At 70.6% G+C, this 17,362-nt stretch carries 17 protein-coding genes; 9 read left to right on the forward strand and 8 right to left on the reverse strand.

Annotation, left to right across the window (positions count from 1 at the left end):
* Positions 1 to 2: 2 nt before the first annotated feature.
* A complete protein-coding gene (locus tag ASH01_RS18860) occupies positions 3 to 485 on the reverse strand; it encodes an anthrone oxygenase family protein (protein WP_056779595.1) in 483 nt (160 codons plus the stop codon).
* An 89-nt stretch (positions 486 to 574) separates the two neighbouring features.
* Between ASH01_RS18860 and ASH01_RS18865 the strand changes: the two genes are divergently transcribed.
* Positions 575 to 1,546 (forward strand): AraC family transcriptional regulator, encoded by a 972-nt coding sequence (locus ASH01_RS18865; protein ID WP_056779597.1) that lies wholly within the window; start codon positions 575 to 577, stop codon positions 1,544 to 1,546.
* 302 nt (positions 1,547 to 1,848) lie between these two features.
* On the opposite strand, the gene iolC is transcribed toward ASH01_RS18865, so the two are convergent.
* Positions 1,849 to 2,814: a 5-dehydro-2-deoxygluconokinase gene (iolC, locus tag ASH01_RS18870; RefSeq protein WP_056779780.1), complete on the reverse strand. Its 966-nt coding sequence runs from the start codon at positions 2,812 to 2,814 to the stop codon at positions 1,849 to 1,851.
* A 200-nt stretch (positions 2,815 to 3,014) separates the two neighbouring features.
* On the opposite strand from iolC, the gene ASH01_RS18875 reads away from it, so the two are divergent.
* The 6 genes from ASH01_RS18875 (at position 3,015) to ASH01_RS18900 (ending at position 9,465) form a co-directional block, all read left to right on the forward strand.
* Positions 3,015 to 4,340 (forward strand): ABC transporter substrate-binding protein, encoded by a 1,326-nt coding sequence (locus ASH01_RS18875; RefSeq protein WP_056779600.1) that lies wholly within the window; start codon positions 3,015 to 3,017, stop codon positions 4,338 to 4,340.
* Between the two features lie 122 nt (positions 4,341 to 4,462).
* Positions 4,463 to 5,458: a carbohydrate ABC transporter permease gene (locus tag ASH01_RS18880; RefSeq protein ID WP_156415665.1), complete on the forward strand. Its 996-nt coding sequence runs from the start codon at positions 4,463 to 4,465 to the stop codon at positions 5,456 to 5,458.
* Positions 5,455 to 6,336 (forward strand): carbohydrate ABC transporter permease, encoded by an 882-nt coding sequence (locus ASH01_RS18885; RefSeq protein WP_056779603.1) that lies wholly within the window; start codon positions 5,455 to 5,457, stop codon positions 6,334 to 6,336. Before ASH01_RS18880 ends, ASH01_RS18885 begins: the two co-directional genes overlap by 4 nt.
* A complete protein-coding gene (locus ASH01_RS18890) occupies positions 6,333 to 7,874 on the forward strand; it encodes a GH1 family beta-glucosidase (protein WP_082619986.1) in 1,542 nt (513 codons plus the stop codon). Before ASH01_RS18885 ends, ASH01_RS18890 begins: the two co-directional genes overlap by 4 nt.
* Entirely contained in the window at positions 7,871 to 8,899 is a 1,029-nt protein-coding gene (locus tag ASH01_RS18895; RefSeq protein WP_056779605.1) for a LacI family DNA-binding transcriptional regulator, read from the forward strand. The genes ASH01_RS18890 and ASH01_RS18895 overlap by 4 nt, the downstream gene beginning before the upstream one ends.
* Before the next feature lie 116 nt (positions 8,900 to 9,015).
* Entirely contained in the window at positions 9,016 to 9,465 is a 450-nt protein-coding gene (locus ASH01_RS18900; protein ID WP_056779608.1) for a DUF6299 family protein, read from the forward strand.
* A 183-nt stretch (positions 9,466 to 9,648) separates the two neighbouring features.
* On the opposite strand, the gene rplI is transcribed toward ASH01_RS18900, so the two are convergent.
* The 6 genes from rplI to ASH01_RS18930 all read right to left on the reverse strand — a co-directional run bounded on the left by rplI (position 9,649) and on the right by ASH01_RS18930 (position 15,312).
* Positions 9,649 to 10,095: a 50S ribosomal protein L9 gene (gene rplI, locus ASH01_RS18905; protein WP_056779611.1), complete on the reverse strand. Its 447-nt coding sequence runs from the start codon at positions 10,093 to 10,095 to the stop codon at positions 9,649 to 9,651.
* A gap of 27 nt (positions 10,096 to 10,122) precedes the next feature.
* A complete protein-coding gene (gene rpsR / locus ASH01_RS18910; RefSeq protein ID WP_056779614.1) occupies positions 10,123 to 10,359 on the reverse strand; it encodes a 30S ribosomal protein S18 in 237 nt (78 codons plus the stop codon).
* Positions 10,360 to 10,475: 116 nt separating this feature from the next.
* Positions 10,476 to 11,099: a single-stranded DNA-binding protein gene (locus tag ASH01_RS18915; protein WP_056779617.1), complete on the reverse strand. Its 624-nt coding sequence runs from the start codon at positions 11,097 to 11,099 to the stop codon at positions 10,476 to 10,478.
* Between the two features lie 48 nt (positions 11,100 to 11,147).
* A complete protein-coding gene (gene rpsF / locus ASH01_RS18920; RefSeq protein ID WP_028785248.1) occupies positions 11,148 to 11,435 on the reverse strand; it encodes a 30S ribosomal protein S6 in 288 nt (95 codons plus the stop codon).
* A gap of 238 nt (positions 11,436 to 11,673) precedes the next feature.
* Positions 11,674 to 13,017: a glycosyltransferase 87 family protein gene (locus ASH01_RS18925; RefSeq protein ID WP_056779620.1), complete on the reverse strand. Its 1,344-nt coding sequence runs from the start codon at positions 13,015 to 13,017 to the stop codon at positions 11,674 to 11,676.
* A gap of 48 nt (positions 13,018 to 13,065) precedes the next feature.
* Positions 13,066 to 15,312: a transglycosylase domain-containing protein gene (locus ASH01_RS18930; RefSeq protein ID WP_056779623.1), complete on the reverse strand. Its 2,247-nt coding sequence runs from the start codon at positions 15,310 to 15,312 to the stop codon at positions 13,066 to 13,068.
* Positions 15,313 to 15,573: 261 nt separating this feature from the next.
* On the opposite strand from ASH01_RS18930, the gene ASH01_RS18935 reads away from it, so the two are divergent.
* Positions 15,574 to 16,086 carry a SigE family RNA polymerase sigma factor gene (locus ASH01_RS18935; protein WP_056779625.1) on the forward strand — a complete coding sequence of 171 codons (513 nt, stop codon included), beginning with the start codon at positions 15,574 to 15,576 and terminating at the stop codon, positions 16,084 to 16,086.
* The gene (locus tag ASH01_RS18940; RefSeq protein WP_056779629.1) at positions 16,083 to 17,174 is read left to right on the forward strand and encodes a hypothetical protein; all 1,092 of its coding nucleotides are present in this window, start codon (positions 16,083 to 16,085) and stop codon (positions 17,172 to 17,174) included. Before ASH01_RS18935 ends, ASH01_RS18940 begins: the two co-directional genes overlap by 4 nt.
* Positions 17,175 to 17,362: the final 188 nt, after the last annotated feature.

The raw sequence follows: 17,362 nt of genomic DNA on the forward strand, positions 1-17,362 counted from the left end.
CGTCAGCCCGCCCGGACGGCACCGGCCACGAGGAGCCCCGCGGAGGCCAGCGACAGCGCGGCCCGCACGTGGTTCATCGCGACCCAGCCCGGCGCATACCCCTGCCAGGCCGCCGCCGCGGCGGCGGAGCCGGCGTCCACCCGGCCCAGCGCGTCGTTGCGCGGCACGTGGTAGGCCGCGGTGACCCCGAGGGCGACGACGCCGGTGAGCGCCCCGGCCACGAGCAGGGCCCGAGCGCTGCCGCTCGAGCGGGCGAACGCCCAGCCGCCGACGGCGAGCGACCCGAGACCCGAGACGACGAGGGGCACGGCGAGGCCGCGTGGCGCCGTGACGTTGATGGCCTGCATGGCGCGCACGGCGTCGCTCGCCGCCAACCGGTCGAGGCCAGGCATGACGAAGGTCGAGAAGCCGACGAAGACGCCCCCGAGCACGCCGGTGCCGAGGGCGGTCGCGAGGGTGACGGTGCGCATGAGAGTCGTGTCCATGCCTCCATGACACTGCGCCGGGGTGAGCAGATGAATGTCCTTTCGGCTCATCAACCTCAGCGATCGTCTCATCGGCGTACCGTGTGGCGATGGACACCCTCAGCGCCGTCATGGACGGCCACCGGGCCCGCGGCGCCTCGCTGCTGCGGTGCGAGATGCGTGCGCCGTGGGCTCTGCGGATCGAGGACGAGGCCGCCCTCGGGCTCGTCGTCATGGTGGCGGGGACGGCTGAGCTCCTGCCCCAGCGGGGCGAGGCGATCGCCCTCGGCACCGGCGACCTCGCGCTCGTCAAGGGCACCCACCCGTGGGTCTTCGCCGACGACGTCGCGACCGAGCCCGGCGTCGTCATCGAGCCCGGCAACGTCTGCCGGTCCCTGACGGGCGAGCACCTGGCCGTGTCGCTCGGGCTCGGCACACGCACGTGGGGCAACGCGGGTGACGAGCCGGGAGACACGACCTTCCTCACGGCGTCGTGGGAGCTCGCGAGCCAGGTGACGGGCCGGTTGCTCGACGCCCTGCCCGACGTGGCAGTCGTCCGTGCCGACGAGGCCGACCCGACCCTCTCGGGGCTGCTCGCCCGTGAGGTGCAGCGCGACCTCCCCGGCCAGGACGTCGTGCTCGACCGCCTCGTCGACCTCGTGCTCATCGGGGCCGTCCGCCAGTGGTTCTCGCGCGCCGAGGACTCGGCGCCCTCCTGGTGGCGGGCCGGGTCCGACCCGCTCGTCGGCCGCGCGCTCGCGGCGCTGCACGACGAGCCGGGGCAGCCCTGGACCCTCGACGTCCTCGCCGCCCACGTCCACGTGTCGCGCGCGACCCTCTCGCGCCGGTTCACCGAGCTCGTCGGCCAGTCGCCGATGGCCTACCTCACCCACTGGCGGCTGGCCCGCGCCGCCGACCTGCTGCGCACGGGCAGCCTCAGCGTCGAGCAGGTCGCACACGCCGTGGGCTATGCCAACGCGTTCGCCTTCAGCGCCGCCTTCAAGCGTGAGCACGGGTCGGCGCCGCGCGCCTTCCGGTCCGCGCCCGTCGTCCCGGGAGCCTCGAGCCCCGTCCCCGGCTGACCTTCCGGCGCCTCGGACAGCGCACCTATGCCGTCCCGCAGCGTCCCAGCGACCCTGACCGACGCGTGGGCTCGGTCAGGGCCAACTGCTACGGGTTTCCCAGAGTTCTTTAAGGTCGGGCGCTCATAGTCGATGTCGTGAGTTGCTCCTGTGCGACTCGGTGATCTCCTCCCCCTGTCGGATCACCGGGTCAAGGGCACCCGCCCCTGCTGGTCGAGTTCGGCGACGTGACCAGCAGGGGCGGGTTTTTCTCGTTTCCGGGCCTGCTCGCGCGCTCTCGACGGCACCCTCACACGGCGCCCTCACATGGCGCCGTCGGCGACCTCGACATCGGACAGCAGGGCCTGGACCTCGGCCGTCGTCGGCATCGCCGTCGAGCACCCGAGCCTGCCGGCGACGAGAGCACCGGCGACGTTGGCGAAGTGCAGGACGCGCTCGAGGTCCCACCCCTCGAGCAGGCCGTGCACGAGCGCCCCACCGAACGCGTCGCCCGCACCGAGGCCGTTGACGACCCTCACGGGGAAGGCGCCGACCCTCACCTGCTCGGAGGGCGTCATGGCGAGCACGCCGCGTGGTCCCTGCGTGACGACGGCGAGCTCGACGCCCGCCGCCAGGAGCGCGCGGGCCGCCCGCTCGGGGTCGGCCTCCCCCGTCGCGACCTCGCACTCCTCGATGTTGCCGACGGCGACGGTCGCGTGACCGACGGCCTCGCGCACCCGCCGACGGGCCTCGTCGGGGTCGCTCCAGAAGGCGGGCCGGTAGCCGAGGTCGAGGACGGTGAGCGGCGCCCGGCGGCGCTCCTCCCAGGCAGCGTGGTGGGCCGCTCGGCTCGGCTCCTGGCTGAGCCCGGTGACGGTCGACCAGTAGACCCGCGCCTCCCGGATCGCTTGCAGGGGAAGGGAGTCCGCCGTGATGAGAAGGTCTGGCGCGATCGGGTAGCGATAGGACCAGATCGGGAAGTGGTCAGGCGGGAACACCTCGCAGAAGGTGACCGGGGTCGGCGGCCCAGCGGTGATGGTCTGCACGTGGGCGTCGTCGACGCCGAGCTGCAGCAGCTCGCGATGGACGAAGCGTCCGAAGGCGTCGTCGGCCGTGGCGCTGACGAGCGTGGCGCGCCGACCGTGGCGGGCCGCGGCGACCGTGACGTTGGCCGCGCTGCCGCCGAGGAACTTCTCGAAGGTGCGCACCTCGTCGAGCGTGACGCCGTGCTGGAGGGGGTAGAGGTCGACGCCCACCCGACCCATCGCGACGAGGTCGTAGACGGTCATGGGAGCCTCCCACCGGTGCCGGGCCCACGCCGGCGTCTGGACCTCCACGCTAGCCGCGATCAGGTCACGGAATGGTCACGGCTCTTGACCGATGCCCTCCGGCACCCCCATTCTCCTCGTGAGAGCGCTCTCACGGCCACGTCTCACGCACGGAGAGCGCTCCCACACCCACACTGGGGATGAGACCAAAGGAGCTCTCCATGACATCCCGTTCCACCCGGATCGGCGCGCCCTCCGTGCGCTCACGCCACGCCGTACTCGCCACCCTCACCGTCGGCCTGCTGGCCCTCTCGGCCTGCAGCTCGGGTTCGGGTGCCGACAGCCCCTCCACCCAGGCCGGCAGCACCGGTGGCGGCGGACCCGTCACCCTGACGCTCGCCACCTTCAACCAGTTCGGCTACGAGGAGCTCATCCCCGAGTTCGAGAAGTCGCACCCGAACATCAAGGTCACCCACAAGAAGGCCGCGACCTCCAACGAGGCCCGCGACAACTTCTTCACCCGCCTCTCGGCCGGCAGCGGCATGGCCGACGTCGAGGCCGTCGAGGTCGACTGGCTCCCGGAGATGCTCCAGTACTCCGACAAGTTCACCGACCTCAACTCCGCCGACGTCCAGGGCCGCTGGCTCGACTGGAAGGCCAAGGCCGCCACGGATGCCGAGGGCCACCTCATCGGCTACGGCACGGACTCCGGCCCCGAGGCCATCTGCTACCGCAGCGACCTCTTCAAGGCCGCCGGCCTGCCGAGCGACCGCGAGTCGGTCGCCAAGATGTTCGGCAACACCTGGGAGAGCTACTTCGCCGCCGGCAAGCAGTTCAAGGCCAAGTCGAAGGTCCCCTTCTTCGACAGCATCGGCGCCACCTACCAGGGCATGGTCAACCAGCTGGAGGCCGCCTACGAGAACCCGAGCGACGACGCGATCACCGCGACGGACAACGCCGCCGTCAAGAAGATCTACGACCAGGTCATCCAGGCCGGCATCACCGACGGTCTCTCGGCCAAGCTCCAGCAGTGGGGCGACGACTGGACCGCGAGCTACCAGAAGAACGGCTTCGCGACGATGCTCTGCCCCGGCTGGATGGTCGGAGTCATCGAGGGCAACGCCAAGGGCGTCAAGGGCTGGGACGTCGCCAACACCTTCCCCGGTGGCGGTGGCAACTGGGGCGGTTCGTACCTGACCGTGCCGAAGCAGAGCGCCCACCCGAAGGAGGCCCAGGAGCTCGCCGCGTGGCTGACCGCGCCCGAGCAGCAGATCAAGGCCTTCAAGAAGGTCGGTGCCTTCCCGAGCCAGAAGCAGGCCCTCGAGAGCCAGGACCTGCTCTCCTTCACGGTCGCGTCCTTCAACAACGCGCCGACCGGCCAGATCTTCGCCGACCGCGCCAAGGCCGTCACCATCACGCCGTACAAGGGCACCCACTACTTCGCGATCAACGACGCCATGCAGCAGGCCCTGACCCGCGTCGAGCAGGGCAGCTCCCCGCAGGAGTCGTGGGACAAGTGGGTCGGCGACGTCAAGGCCCTCGGCTGACCTGATCCCGCCGGTCGACGGGTCGAACGCCCGACCCGTCGACCAGCCGACCGCGGACGGCCCGGTGCACCCCTCACCGTTCACCCGGGCACCGGGCCGTCCGCCCGACCATCGGAAGCGCCATGACCGTTCAGTCCCCCACCCGCACGACGCAGCCGGACCCGCCCGGCGCCGCGGCGATCGTGCAGCGCACGCCCCTGCCGCCCCGCTCGGGATGGCGGCGCCGCCTGACGAAGCTCGACGAGAAGGCCGCGCCCTACGCATACGTCTCGCCGTTCTTCATCCTCTTCGGCATCGTCGGGCTCTTCCCGCTGCTCTACACCGCGTGGGTCTCGCTCCACAAGTGGAGCCTCATCGGGGGCCAGGGCGACTTCGTCGGGCTCAAGAACTACGCGGACGTGCTCGCGCAGCCCTACTTCTGGAACGCGCTGAAGAACACCGTCAGCATCTTCCTGCTCTCGAGCGTGCCGCAGGTCATCGCCGCGCTGCTCATCGCGGCCGCCCTCGACAGCGGGCTGCGGGCCCGCACGTTCTGGCGGATGGGGGTGCTGCTGCCCTACGTCGTGGCCCCCGTGGCCGTCGCCCTCATCTTCAGCGACCTCTTCGGCGACAAGTTCGGCCTCGTCAACCACCTGCTCGGCCTCGTCGGCATCGACCCGATCCAGTGGCACAAGGAGGTCCTGCCCAGCCACGTGGCCATCGCGACGATGGTCAACTTCCGGTGGACCGGCTACAACGCCCTGATCTTCCTCGCCGCCATGCAGGCCATCCCCCGCGACTACTACGAGGCGGCCATGATCGACGGCGCGGGCCGCATCCGCACCTTCTTCTCGATCACCATCCCGCAGCTTCGCGCGACGATCATCTTCGTCGTCATCACCTCGACGATCGGCGGCCTGCAGATCTTCGACGAGCCGCGGATGTACGACCAGTACGGCCTCGGCGGCGCCGACCGCCAGTGGCAGACGCTGACCCTCTACCTCTACCAGCTCGGCTGGACGCAGAAGAACTTCGGCCGCGCGGCCGCCGTGGCGTGGATGCTCTTCCTCATCGTCATCGTCTTCGCGGTCGTCAACTTCCTCGTCACCCGCCGGATCGCCTCGAAGGGACAGCGATGACCGCCCCGACCCTGACCCCTGCGCCCGTGGTCAAGCCCCGACGGGGCACGAAGCTCGTGCGCCGCACCCAGGCCAGCCCGACGGCATACGTCTTCCTCGCGATCGTCCTCGTCGGCTCGGCGTTCCCGCTCTGGTGGTCCTACGTCATCGGCAGCAAGGACTCCGCGGCCATCGTGCAGGACCCGTTCTCGTTCGTCCCCGGCGGGCACTTCCTGCAGAACGCGAGCACCGTCGTCACGACGATCCCGTTCTGGAAGGCCCTCGGCAACAGCATCCTCGTCAGCTCCACGGTGGCCGTGCTCGTCGTGCTCTTCTCGGCGATGGCCGGCTTCGCCTTCGCCAAGCTGCGCTTCCGGGGTCGCAACGGTCTGCTCGTCTTCGTCATCGCGACGATGGCCGTGCCGACCCAGCTCGGCATCGTGCCGCTCTTCATCGTCATGAGCAAGCTCGGCTGGATCGGCAGCCTCTGGGCCGTCATCCTGCCCAGCGCCGTCAGCGCGTTCGGCGTCTTCTGGATGACGCAGTACCTCCAGGAGGCGCTGCCCGACGAGCTCATCGAGGCCTCGCGCGTCGACGGCGCGTCGACGCTGCGGACGTTCTGGTCCATCGCGCTGCCTGCCGCCCGCCCGGGTGCGGCGATGCTCGGCCTGTTCACCTTCATCGCGACGTGGACGAACTTCTTCTGGCCGTTCATCATCCTCGACCCCGGCAACCCGACGCTGCCCGTCGCCCTGCAGCAGCTGCAGGCCGCCTACTTCGTCGACTACTCCCTCGTGCTCAACGGGGTCGTGCTCATGGCGCTGCCCCTCATCGTCCTGTTCGTCTTCGCCGGGAGGCAGCTCGTCTCCGGCATCATGCAAGGAGCCGTCAAGGGATGACCGCCCAGACGCGTACCCACCAGACCCTCATCACGCCGGGCACGACGCCCGCGACTAATCTCCTCGTCGCACAAGGACGCCCGGTGCCGCAGGACTTCCGCCTCGGCGCCGCGACCGCGGCCTTCCAGATCGAAGGGGCCCGTCACGAGGACGGCCGCACCGACTCGATCTGGGACACCTTCTCGCACACCCCCGGCGCCGTCGTCGACGGTGACACCGGTGACGTCGCGTGCGAGCACTACCACCGGTATGCCGCCGACGTGGATCTCATGAGGTCGCTCGGCCTGCAGTCCTACCGCTTCTCGACGTCCTGGGGACGCATCTGCCCCGACGGCGGACCGGTCAACGCGAAGGGGCTCGACTTCTACGAGCGGCTCGTCGACTCGCTCATCGAGTCGGGCATCGCGCCGTGGCTCACGCTCTACCACTGGGACCTGCCGCAGACCCTCGAGGACCGCGGCGGCTGGACCTCGCGCGAGACCGTCGACCGCTTCGTCGACTACGCGCTGGCCGTGCACGACCGGCTCGGCGACCGGGTGCGCACGTGGACGACCCTCAACGAGCCGTTCTGCTCGGCCTTCCTCGGCTACACCGCCGGCATGCACGCGCCGGGCCGCACCTCACCCGCCGACGGTCTCGCCGCCGCGCACCACCTCCTGCTCGGCCACGGCCGGGTCGTGCAGGAGCTGCGGGCCCGCGACGCCTCGCTCGAGCTGGGGCTGACCCTCAACTTCACCGTCGCCGACCCGCTCGACCCCTCGGACCCGCGCGACGTCGACGCCGCGCGCCGGGTCGACGCGCAGATGAACCGGATCTTCCTCGACCCGATCTTCCGCCGAGAGTACCCCGCCGACCTCCTCGAGGACGTCCGCCACCTGGGACTGACCGACCACGTCATGGACGGCGACCTCGAGGTGATCTCCACGCCCATCGACGTGCTCGGCGTCAACTACTACAACGGCGAGGCCATCGGCCACGAGGCGCCTGCCGACGCCCTCGACGACAGCGTGAACGGCGGCCGCACCACCCGATCGCCGTTCCCCGCCGCCGATGACGCCCACCGCCACCCGCGCGGGCTCCCCGTCACCGCGATGGACTGGGAGATCCAGCCCGAGGGGCTGACCCGCCTGCTCGTCCGGCTCCACGAGGAGTATGCCGGCCCGGCCGGGGTCGCCCTGCACGTGACGGAGAACGGCGCCGCCTTCGACGACACCCCCGACGAGGACGGCTTCGTCGACGACCGCGGCCGGACGGCATACGTCCGCTCGCACCTCGGTGCGATCCTCGACGCCGTCGACGCGGGGGTCCCCGTGCGCGGCTACTTCTACTGGTCGCTGCTCGACAACTTCGAGTGGGCGTGGGGCTACGCCAAGCGCTTCGGTATCGTCCGAGTCGACTACGACACCCAGGTGCGCACGCCCAAGGCGAGCGCGCTCGACTTCGCCCGCATCATCTCGACGCGGAGGCTGCCCAGCCCGTGGGACGCCCCGGCCACGAGCGGTGACGGCGACGACCCTGCAGGAGAATCGACACCATGAGCGACGGGACGCTGGCCACCCCCGTCGGACGACCCACCCTCGAGGAGGTCGCCCGGGTGGCCGGCGTGTCCCGGGCCACGGTCTCGCGCGTCATCAACGGCTCGCCCCGGGTCAGCCCGGACGTGCTCGTCGTCGTCGAGAAGGCCATCGCCGAGCTCGACTACGTGCCCAACCGGGCCGCACGGTCACTCGTCGCCCGCGCGACGATGTCGATCGCGCTCGTCGTGCCCGAGGACACGCACCGCTTCTTCGGCGACCCGTACTTCGCGGACGTCGTCCAGGGCATCAGCGACCGGCTCGACGACAGCGACTACGTGCTCAACCTCCAGCTGACGCACCCGAGCTCGCCGTCGGAGAAGACGAAGCGCTACCTGCTCGGCGGCAACGTCGACGGCGCCATCGTCGTCTCGCACCACTCCGGCGACCACTTCCTCACCTCGCTCAGCCGGTCGCTGCCCGTGGTCTTCGGCGGCCGACCGATCGGCGAGGCCAAGGACCGCGACTACTACATCGACGTCGACAACCGGCTCGGCGGCGTCCGGGGCACCCGGCACCTCATCGACCGGGGGCGCACCGCCATCGCGACGATCACCGGACCGGCCGACATGCCGGCCTCGGTCGACCGCGAACAGGGCTGGCGCGACGCCCTCGCCGAGGCCGGGCTGTCCGACCACCGCCTCGCGCGTGGCGACTTCACCGAGGCCGGCGGCATCCGCGCCGCGCTCGCCCTCATCGACGAGCACCCCGACCTCGACGCGCTCTTCGTCGCGAGCGACCTCATGGCGAGCGGGGCGCTGCTCGCGCTCGACGAGCGCGGGCTGCGGGTGCCTGACGACGTCGCGATCGTCGGTTTCGACAACAGCAAGTACGCCACGCGCGGCAAGGTGGGGCTGACCACCGTGGCCCAGCCCGCCCAGGAGATGGGCGTCGTCATGGCCGACACGCTGCTGCGCCTGCTCGCGGGCGAGTCCCCGCCCCGGGTCACGACGCTCGACACGGAGCTCGTCGTCCGCGACTCGAGCTGACGGGCAGCGGAAGTGCGGGGAACTCGTGTGCCCCCCGTGACAACCTCCCGCGGCACGCGAGCGTCCTGATCTGCATCGGCTCGACGAGCGAGCCCACCAGACAGGGGATCCGTCACATGTCCGTCAGGCGTACCCTCACCGCCATCGCCCTCGCCACCGCGACGACCATCGGCACGACCGCCCTCGTCGTCGCTCCGGCGCGGGCCGGGGGCGCACCCGATCTCGGCACCGTGGACGTCGACCGCCAGGCCCGCCTGCACGACGGCGTCGTCACCCTTCGAGGCACCTACACGTGCACCCTGCCCGACTCGCCGGCGCTCTCCGGTCCGGGGACGCTGGGCCTCGAGCTCGTGTCGCGGTCGGGGGCAGCCGCCACGACACCGCTCACGGTCTCGGTCCCGGTCACGTGCGACGGGACCGAGCGCAGCTGGACCGTCTCCACCGCCGCGGGTTCGCTGCGCCAGGGCCGGGCCCGGGTGCACGGCCACCTCGAGGTGCCCGATGCCGCCGGCAGCACGCCCTGGGAGCTCTTCGACACGACGGTCGCGGTGGTCGGCCGCCGCTGAAGGGCCCGCCTCACCGCGAGCCGGCGGCACACCTTGGGGTCAACGACAGCTTGGTGTCAGCGGCTCAAGGAGGACGGCGTGGGTCGACCCGAGCGTGTGCGCGCCGCCGCTCGGGGAGGTATGACGAAGGGCCGGGCTCCGCCTGTGCGGAGCCCGGCCCTTCGACGTGTCAGACCTCGACGGTCAGGCGGGGACGACCTCGAACTTGAGGGTCGCCGCGACCTCGGGGTGCAGACGGACGGTCGCCTCGTAGGAGCCGAGCGTCTTGATGGCCTGCTTGACCTCGATCTTGCGCTTGTCGAGCTCCGGGCCACCGGCAGCCTGGACGGCCGCGGCGATGTCGCCGTTGCTGACGGCACCGAAGAGGCGACCGGACTGGCCGGACTTGGCCGGGACCTTGACCGACGTGGCCTCGAGCTGGCCCTTGACACCCTTGGCGGTGTCGAGGTCCTTGATCTCGCGGACCGCACGGCCCTTGGTCAGGGCGTCGACCTGCTTCTGGCCGCCCTTGGTCCACGGGGTCGCGAGACCGCGCGGCATGAGGAAGTTCCGGCCGTAGCCGTCCTTGACCTCGACGATGTCACCAGCAGCACCGAGGCCGGTGACCTCGTGCGTGAGAATGAGCTTCATGGTGTTCTCCTCGTTCCCGAAACCGGCTCAGCGAGCCGAGCTCGAGTAGGGCAGCAGGGCCATCTCACGGGCGTTCTTGACGGCCGTGGCGATGAGACGCTGCTCCTGGGTGGACACACCGGTCACGCGACGCGCGCGGATCTTGCCGCGGTCGGAGATGAACTTGCGCAGGAGCGCAGTGTCCTTGTAGTCGATGTTCTCGACCTTCGCCGCCTTCAGCGGGTTGGCCTTCTTCTTGGGCTTGCGCACAACGGGCTTTGCCATCGTGGTGCTCTCCTTCTTGATGAGAGCCCGGGGTTTGGTGCCCCGGGATGGGTTAAAAGAACTACTGGGGTATGCCGTCCGGCTGCGTCACCGGACGGCGGTGCTGACCTGCTCGATCAGAAGGGGGGCTCGTCGTAGCTGGGGGCCGCGCCCCAACCACCACCCTGCTGGCCACCGGCAGCCGGCTGACCGCCACCGGAGCCACCGCTCCAGCCGCCGCCCTGCTGACCACCTGCGGCCGGGGCACCCTGGGCACCGCCGGCAGAGCCGCCGGTCGCCCACGGGTCCTCGGCCTGGCCGCCGCCGGAGCCACCGCTCCAGCCGCCACCCTGGCCCTGGCCGCCGCCGAAGCCGCCACCACCGCCGCCGGCACCGCGCTGGGTCTTGTTGACCTTGGCGGTGGCGCTGCGCAGGGACGGGCCGATCTCGTCGACGTCCATCTCCACGACGGTGCGCTTCTCGCCTTCCTTCGTCTCGTAGGAACGAGACTTCAGCCGGCCGGACACGATCACGCGCATGCCCCGCTGGCACGACTCGGCGACGTTCTCCGCCGCGTCGCGCCACACCGAGCAGCGCATGAACAGCGTCTCGCCGTCCTTCCACTCATTGCTCTGGCGGTCGAACTGCCGCGGCGTCGAGGCCACGGTGAAGTTCGCGACCGCAGCCCCGGACGGCGTGAAACGCAGCTCGGGGTCGGCGGTCAGGTTGCCGATGATCGTGATGACGGTGTCGCCTGCCATGGACCAGTCCTTCGTCGGTTGATCGAGCGGATCAGTAACTTCGCTGAATCAGGCGCCGGGGCGCAGCAGCTTGGTGCGCATGACCGACTCGCTGAGGTTCAGCTGGCGGTCGAGCTCCTGGGCGGTGGCCGGCTCGGTCGTCATGTTGACGACGACGTAGATGCCCTCGGACTTCTTCTTGATGTCGTAGGCAAGACGGCGGCGGCCCCAGATGTCGACGTTCTCGACGGTGCCCCCGTCGTTCTTCACGACGGTGAGGAACTTGTCCATCGTCTTGTCGACGGTGCGCTCTTCGGTCTCCGGGTCGAGGATGACCATGAGTTCGTACTGACGCATGCTTCTAACCCACCTCCTCTGGTCTCGGCGGTCACGAGTCTCTCTCGTGACAGGAGGGTTGCATTCGTCCCGCCGCGAGCCTGGGGCCCGGCCTGATCTTCCAGCCGGGTTCAGCCTCGCAGACCTCACCGACATCGGTCGGTTCGATCCACAGGCCACCGGGCACACGGCGAACTGGGCAAGACTACCGGCCCGGACGGCATACTCCGAAATCGGAGGGCCCTCGCCCGACCACGGCTCAGGAGAAGCGGACGATGAGCCGGTCCTCGGCGCCGCTCATCGGGCCCGCGAGGTCGTCGGGCTCACCCTTCGACCGGCTCCACCGGTCGCGGGCCCGCAGCCACACGACGGCCACGAGCCACAGCACGGCCACGACGCGCAGCATCGAGAAGAAGGCGTACCACGACGCCGGCAGACCACGATCGGGCACGGTCGTCGCCGCGATCGTCAGCCACACCGCGACGAAGTTGAGCGTCTCGGCGCCGGCCCAGATGAGGTGGTCGCGCCACTGGAGGGCGCACCACGCGATGAGCGGCAGCAGCCACAGCGAGCTCTGCACGGTGAACGACTTGCCGGTGACGAGCACGATGCCGACCATGACGAGCGACACCTCGGCGATCGTCGGGCGTCGGGCCGACGACAGCGCGAGCACCGCCCCGACCACGAGGGCGACGAGCCAGCCGACGACGGCGAGCGCCGTGACGGCCCCCGTGGGCAGGGGGTGCCCGGCGAGCTGCGGCAGCAGCCACGGTGAGCCGTAGCCGGCTCCGGCCGACGCCCACCCCTGGTAGGGGGAGGCGGCCGCCTCGCGGTTGAGCAGCCAGAGCCCGGAGAGCAGCGCGCCGAACGTCAGCAGCGCGTAGCCGACGACGCGACCCATCTCGCGCAGCCGACCGGACCGGACGCAGAGCAGCGCGATCGCGACGAGGATGAGCACGGGATAGGTCCGCGCCCCGATGGCGAGCCCGAGCAGAACTCCGGCGAGCGTCGGGTTGCGCCGCGACCACGCCCACATGCCGGCGCTGGCCAGCGCCACCCCGAGCAGGTCGGCCGAGATGAACCCGGCCAGCACGACGACGGGGGACAGCGCGACGTGCGCCGCCGAGATGGGTCGAGCGGCCGACGACGCGACGAGCCACACGATGACGAGCAGCAGCAGGGTCAGCAGCACCGACCACAGTGCGAAGTACCACGCGGCCCGCGTCTTGAGCGATCCGTCGTCGGGGCCGAGGCTCGCGACGGCCGTGAGCACGAGCCCGGTCAGGGGCGGCTGCCCGGTGACCGGCGCGCCGTCGCCGCCCTGGAGGTATGCCGCGAGGCCGGCCTTGAGGTTCGCGTCGCGGTACGCCGTGGGCAGGTCGGCGTAGCAGGCGCTCCAGAACTGGGTGTCGCCCGTGAAGCCGGTGCGCAGGCAGGGGGCGCGCAGCAGGATCGCGAGCCCGGCGGTGACGGCCGTCAGGGCCGACAGCAGCGCGGCCGTGAGCACCCACGGGAGCTCACGGGCTGCGGCATACCGTCCGCGGGGGCCTCCGATGATCTCGGAGGCCGCCCGCACGACGGGGTCGTCGACCTTCTCGGTCACCGGACGGTCACCCCGTCACCCCGTCACGGTCCCCGGCCCGCGCGCGCGTCATGGGGCGTTGCCGGGTTTGGTCGAGGTGGGCGACGGCCCTCCTCCCCCGGGCAGGGGAATCGTGATCGTCGGCTGCGTCGTCGTCGGCTGGGGCTTCCCGGTGCCGTTCGTCTTCGTCGGCTGCTGCGTCGTCGTCGGCGGTGCCGTCGTGGTGGTCGGCGCCTGTGTCGTCGTCGTCGCGGGCGCCTGGGTCGTCGTCTGCGGCGGCGGCGTGAACGTCGTCGTCGGGGTCGGGATCTTGTCGTCGCCGACACCAGCGCGGTTCGGGAAGTCCTGGACCTCCATGTTGTCCGTCACGACCTTCATGAAGTCGTAGAAGACGTCGGCCGGGATCGTGCCACCCGTGAGGTTGGTGTCCTCGGAGCTCGTCAGCGTCTGCGGGTTCCCGTTCGCGTCGGGCTTGTACATGCCGATGGACACCGCGAGCTGCGGGATGAACCCGGAGAACCAGATCGACTTCGCCTCTGAGGAGGTGCCCGTCTTGCCCGCGACCGGGCGGTTCAGGCGCTGGAGCTTCGTCGCGGTGCCGCCGTCCTTGACGGTGTAGGTCATGGCGTCGGTGGCGTCGGCGGTCACGTCCTTGTCGAAGGCGCGCTTCGTCTGCGGCTTGGCGTCGTAGGTGAAGTCACCGGTCGTCGAGGTGACCTTCTTGACGAAGTACGGCTTGGCCCGCACCCCCTGCGAGGCGATGGTCGAGTAGGCCGTGGCCATGTCGATGACGTGCGGCGAGGCGGTGCCGAGGACGTTGGTGAGGGTCTCGTCGAGACCCGGCGTCCGTGCCGGGATGCCGGCGTCGATCGCCGCCTGCCGGGTCAGGGCGGGCGTGATCGTGTTGTTGAGGTTGACGAAGGCCGTGTTGATCGAGCGACCGATCATCCGGCGCATGTCGACCATGCCGTAGGAGCGGTCGCCGAAGTTCGTGATCTTCGTGCCGTCGATCTCCTGGGGCTGGTCGCCGTCGAACTTCGTCTTCGTGGACACGCCGTCGCGGACCGCAGCGAGGACGGCGAACGGCTTGAAGTTCGAGGCGCCCTGCATGATCGCCTGGGTCGAGGTGTTGAACTGCGACTTGGCGTAGTCGGCGCCGCCGTACATCGCGACCACGGCACCGTCGCCGGGCCGGACCGCGACGAGTCCGCCCTGCACCTTCTTGGGCAGGTTGTCCTGCATCGCCGCGATCGCCGCGGTCTGGGCCTTCTTGTCGATCGTCGTGACGATGCGCAGGCCGCCGTTGTCGATGTCCTGCTCCGAGAGGCCGGTCGAGACGAGCTCGCGCTTGACCTGGGCGGTGATGAAGCCGTTGGGGCCCGACGAGAACTTGTTGCCCTTGTAGGCCTGGATCTTCGGCAGCTCGGTGTACTTGGCCCGCTCGGCCGCGCTGAGCCAGCCCTCCTGCACCATCCCGTCGAGGACGTACGCGTAGCGCTTGGTGAGGTTGGCCTCGGCCGTGTCACCGTTGGCCGGGTCGTAGAGGGAGGGCGCGTTGATGACGGACGCGAGCACGGCGCCCTCGCCGACGCTGAGCTTGGAGACGTCCTTGCCGAAGTACGCCTTGGCCGCGCTCTGGATGCCGTAGGCACCGCGGCCGTAGTAGATGGTGTTGAGGTACTTCTCGAGGATCTCGGCCTTGGAGAGCTGGCCGTCGATCTTGACCGCGATGAGGATCTCCTTGGCCTTGCGGGAGATCGTGCGGTCCTGGGTCAGGAAGTAGTTCTTGACGTACTGCTGGGTGATCGTGGAGCCACCGACCTGGGTCTCACCGGTGACGCTCGTCTTGACGGCGCGCAGGATGCCGCCGACCGAGATGCCGTTGTTCTGGTAGAACGTGCGGTCCTCGGCGGCGATGTGGGCGTCCTGGACGAACTTGGGCACCTGCTTGAGCTTGACCGACTCGCGGTTGCCGTCCTGGACGGCGATGCGGTCGAGCTCGGTCTTGCCGTCGCTGTAGTAGACGATCGAGACCTGCTTGTTGGCCAGCTCGTTGGGCTGCGGGATGGCGGTCTGGTTGTAGGCGATGACGACGCCGACGACGCCGAGCACGAGCAGCACCGCGGCGGCGATCGAGCCCCACTTGAGCGTGCCGATGGCCCACTTCTTCCAGCCGGTGCGGCCCTCGCCCTCACCGTCGGCGAAGCCGGCGGTCCCTGCGGACCGGCCGTTGCCGTTGCCATTCCCTGCGCGCTGGGGCCGGCCCTTGTCGGCCGCCAGCTGGGCAGCGCGGATGTCGCGCCTGCTCTGCGTCACAACCTGCTCCATTCACTGATCAGGCCCGAGAAACCGTCCCGGGCCGCCACTCAGTATGACCTGACCGGCGCCGTGACGACGAAACGACGGAGGCGGCTCACACGAGCGGCACAAGCACCCCACAGACTGTTTTCACATACCCGGGGGCGGCGTGCAACCTTTCTCCGGCCCCAGACGGTCCTGCAGGATGTGACGACAGTGACAGGCACCGACGCCGGGGCGAGCAGCCTCTCCGCCGGGCCGCTGACAGGGGGACGAGCCGTGGACCGAGGGTCCTTCGACGACTTCGTGGCGACGCGCTCGACCCGACTGCTGCGGACGGCATACCTGCTCACGCACGACCGCGCGCTCGCCGAGGACCTCGTGCAGACCTCGCTCGCCAAGGCGTGGTTCGCCTGGGGGCGCATCGACGGCCAGCCCGACGCGTACGTCCGCCGGGTCATGGTCAACACGTACTCGAGCTGGTGGCGGCGCCGCTGGAACGGCGAGGTGGCGACGGCTGAGCTGCCCGAGCGTGCTGCCGCTGCCGGTCACCGCCCCGAGGACGTACGCGTCGACGACCGCACCGACCTCTGGCGAGCCCTCGCTCGGCTGCCGAGGCGCCAGCGGGCCGTCGTCGTGCTCCGCTTCTACGAGGACCTGTCCGAGATCGAGACCGCCGAGATCCTGCAGTGCTCCGTCGGCACCGTGAAGAGCCAGGCGAGCCGCGCGCTGGCCAAGCTCCGCCTCGACCCCACCCTGAGCCCGACCTCCGACGAGGAGCGTGTCCGATGAACCTCACCGACCTGCGCGACGAGCTGACCACCCACGCCGACGACCTCGGCACCGCCCCTGACTTCACGGCCGGCGTCGCCGGCCGGGTGCGCACGACGAAGCGCCGTCGCGCCGTCGCCGCAGGCTCGGTCGCGACGCTCGCCGTCGCCGCCCTCGCCGTCGGGGTCGTGACCTCGCTCGGCCGTCCCGCGCCGACCGTCCCGGCCGGGCCGCCGTCGAGCGCTGCTCCGATGATCGGGGCCGACGGCATGCCGTTCCGGTCCGTCCCCGACGCGCCCGGCGACGTCGTCAAGGACGGCCTGCGCTACCGGGCCCGGGTCGGCGACGACACCCTCGTCGCCGGTTTCATCGGTGACCGCGGCCAGGGTCAGTTCTCGCTCGTCTGGGAGCCCACGACGACCCACGTCTCCATCGGCGCCGAGTGCTACCTGCCCGGCCTGACCGACGCCGAGGCCGCGACGTACATGGTCACGGTCAGCTTCGGGGGGACCGCGGGCTTCTTCGGCAGCTCGTGCGCGGCCGGCCGGCCCGCGGAGCGCGACCTCCCGGCTGGGGGAACCGTCCCCGGCGAGCCGGGCCAGGGCTGGACGGAGCTGACGGTCGGGCGCACCGCCTCGGTCCGCATCCAGCTCGTCGACGCGAAGACGCGCAAGCCGGCCTCGGTCGACGGCGCCCAGCTGACCGGAGCCATCTACGCGCAGGGCGCACGGAGCCTGATCAGGGACCTGTCCGGCACGCCGGTCGCGGCGCTCCCCGACGTCATCGAGCGTGAGGGCTACCGCTACCGCCTCACGGCTTCGATCGCCGGTCCGGTCGACGTCGCCGGTACGCCACTGGAGACGGCAGCCCCGCAGAGCGGGCCGTTCCTCGTCACGTCCGGCACGGTTGTCACCGGCTCCCCTCGCCGCGAGCCAGCCTATTTCCAGCTCGAGGGCCTGGTCGGGGAGCAGACGCAGTGGATGGAAGGCGGCTCGCAGACCGCACCCCAGCCGTCCGGCGACGGTCGGCCGCTGCAGCTCGTCGTCGCCGAGGGGTCGGCGCCGCCGCACGGCACGGGCTTCATCGCCATCTACACCCCAGAGCCCTGAGCCGCCCACGCGTCGCGTCGCCCAGCCGCTGAGCGCGACCGCAGGCCCGGGTCAACCAACAGGCACGAACCACCAGGACGTAGAACAGACGCCGAAACCTGGGTTCGGTCCTGTTGGTTGACCCGGCGTCGAGGGACGTGTCACACGATGCGTCGGCGTGATGTATCGCAGCGATATATCTGGGTGTA

It is taken from the genome of Terrabacter sp. Soil811 (assembly GCF_001429655.1).
GTDB lineage: Bacteria > Actinomycetota > Actinomycetes > Actinomycetales > Dermatophilaceae > Terrabacter.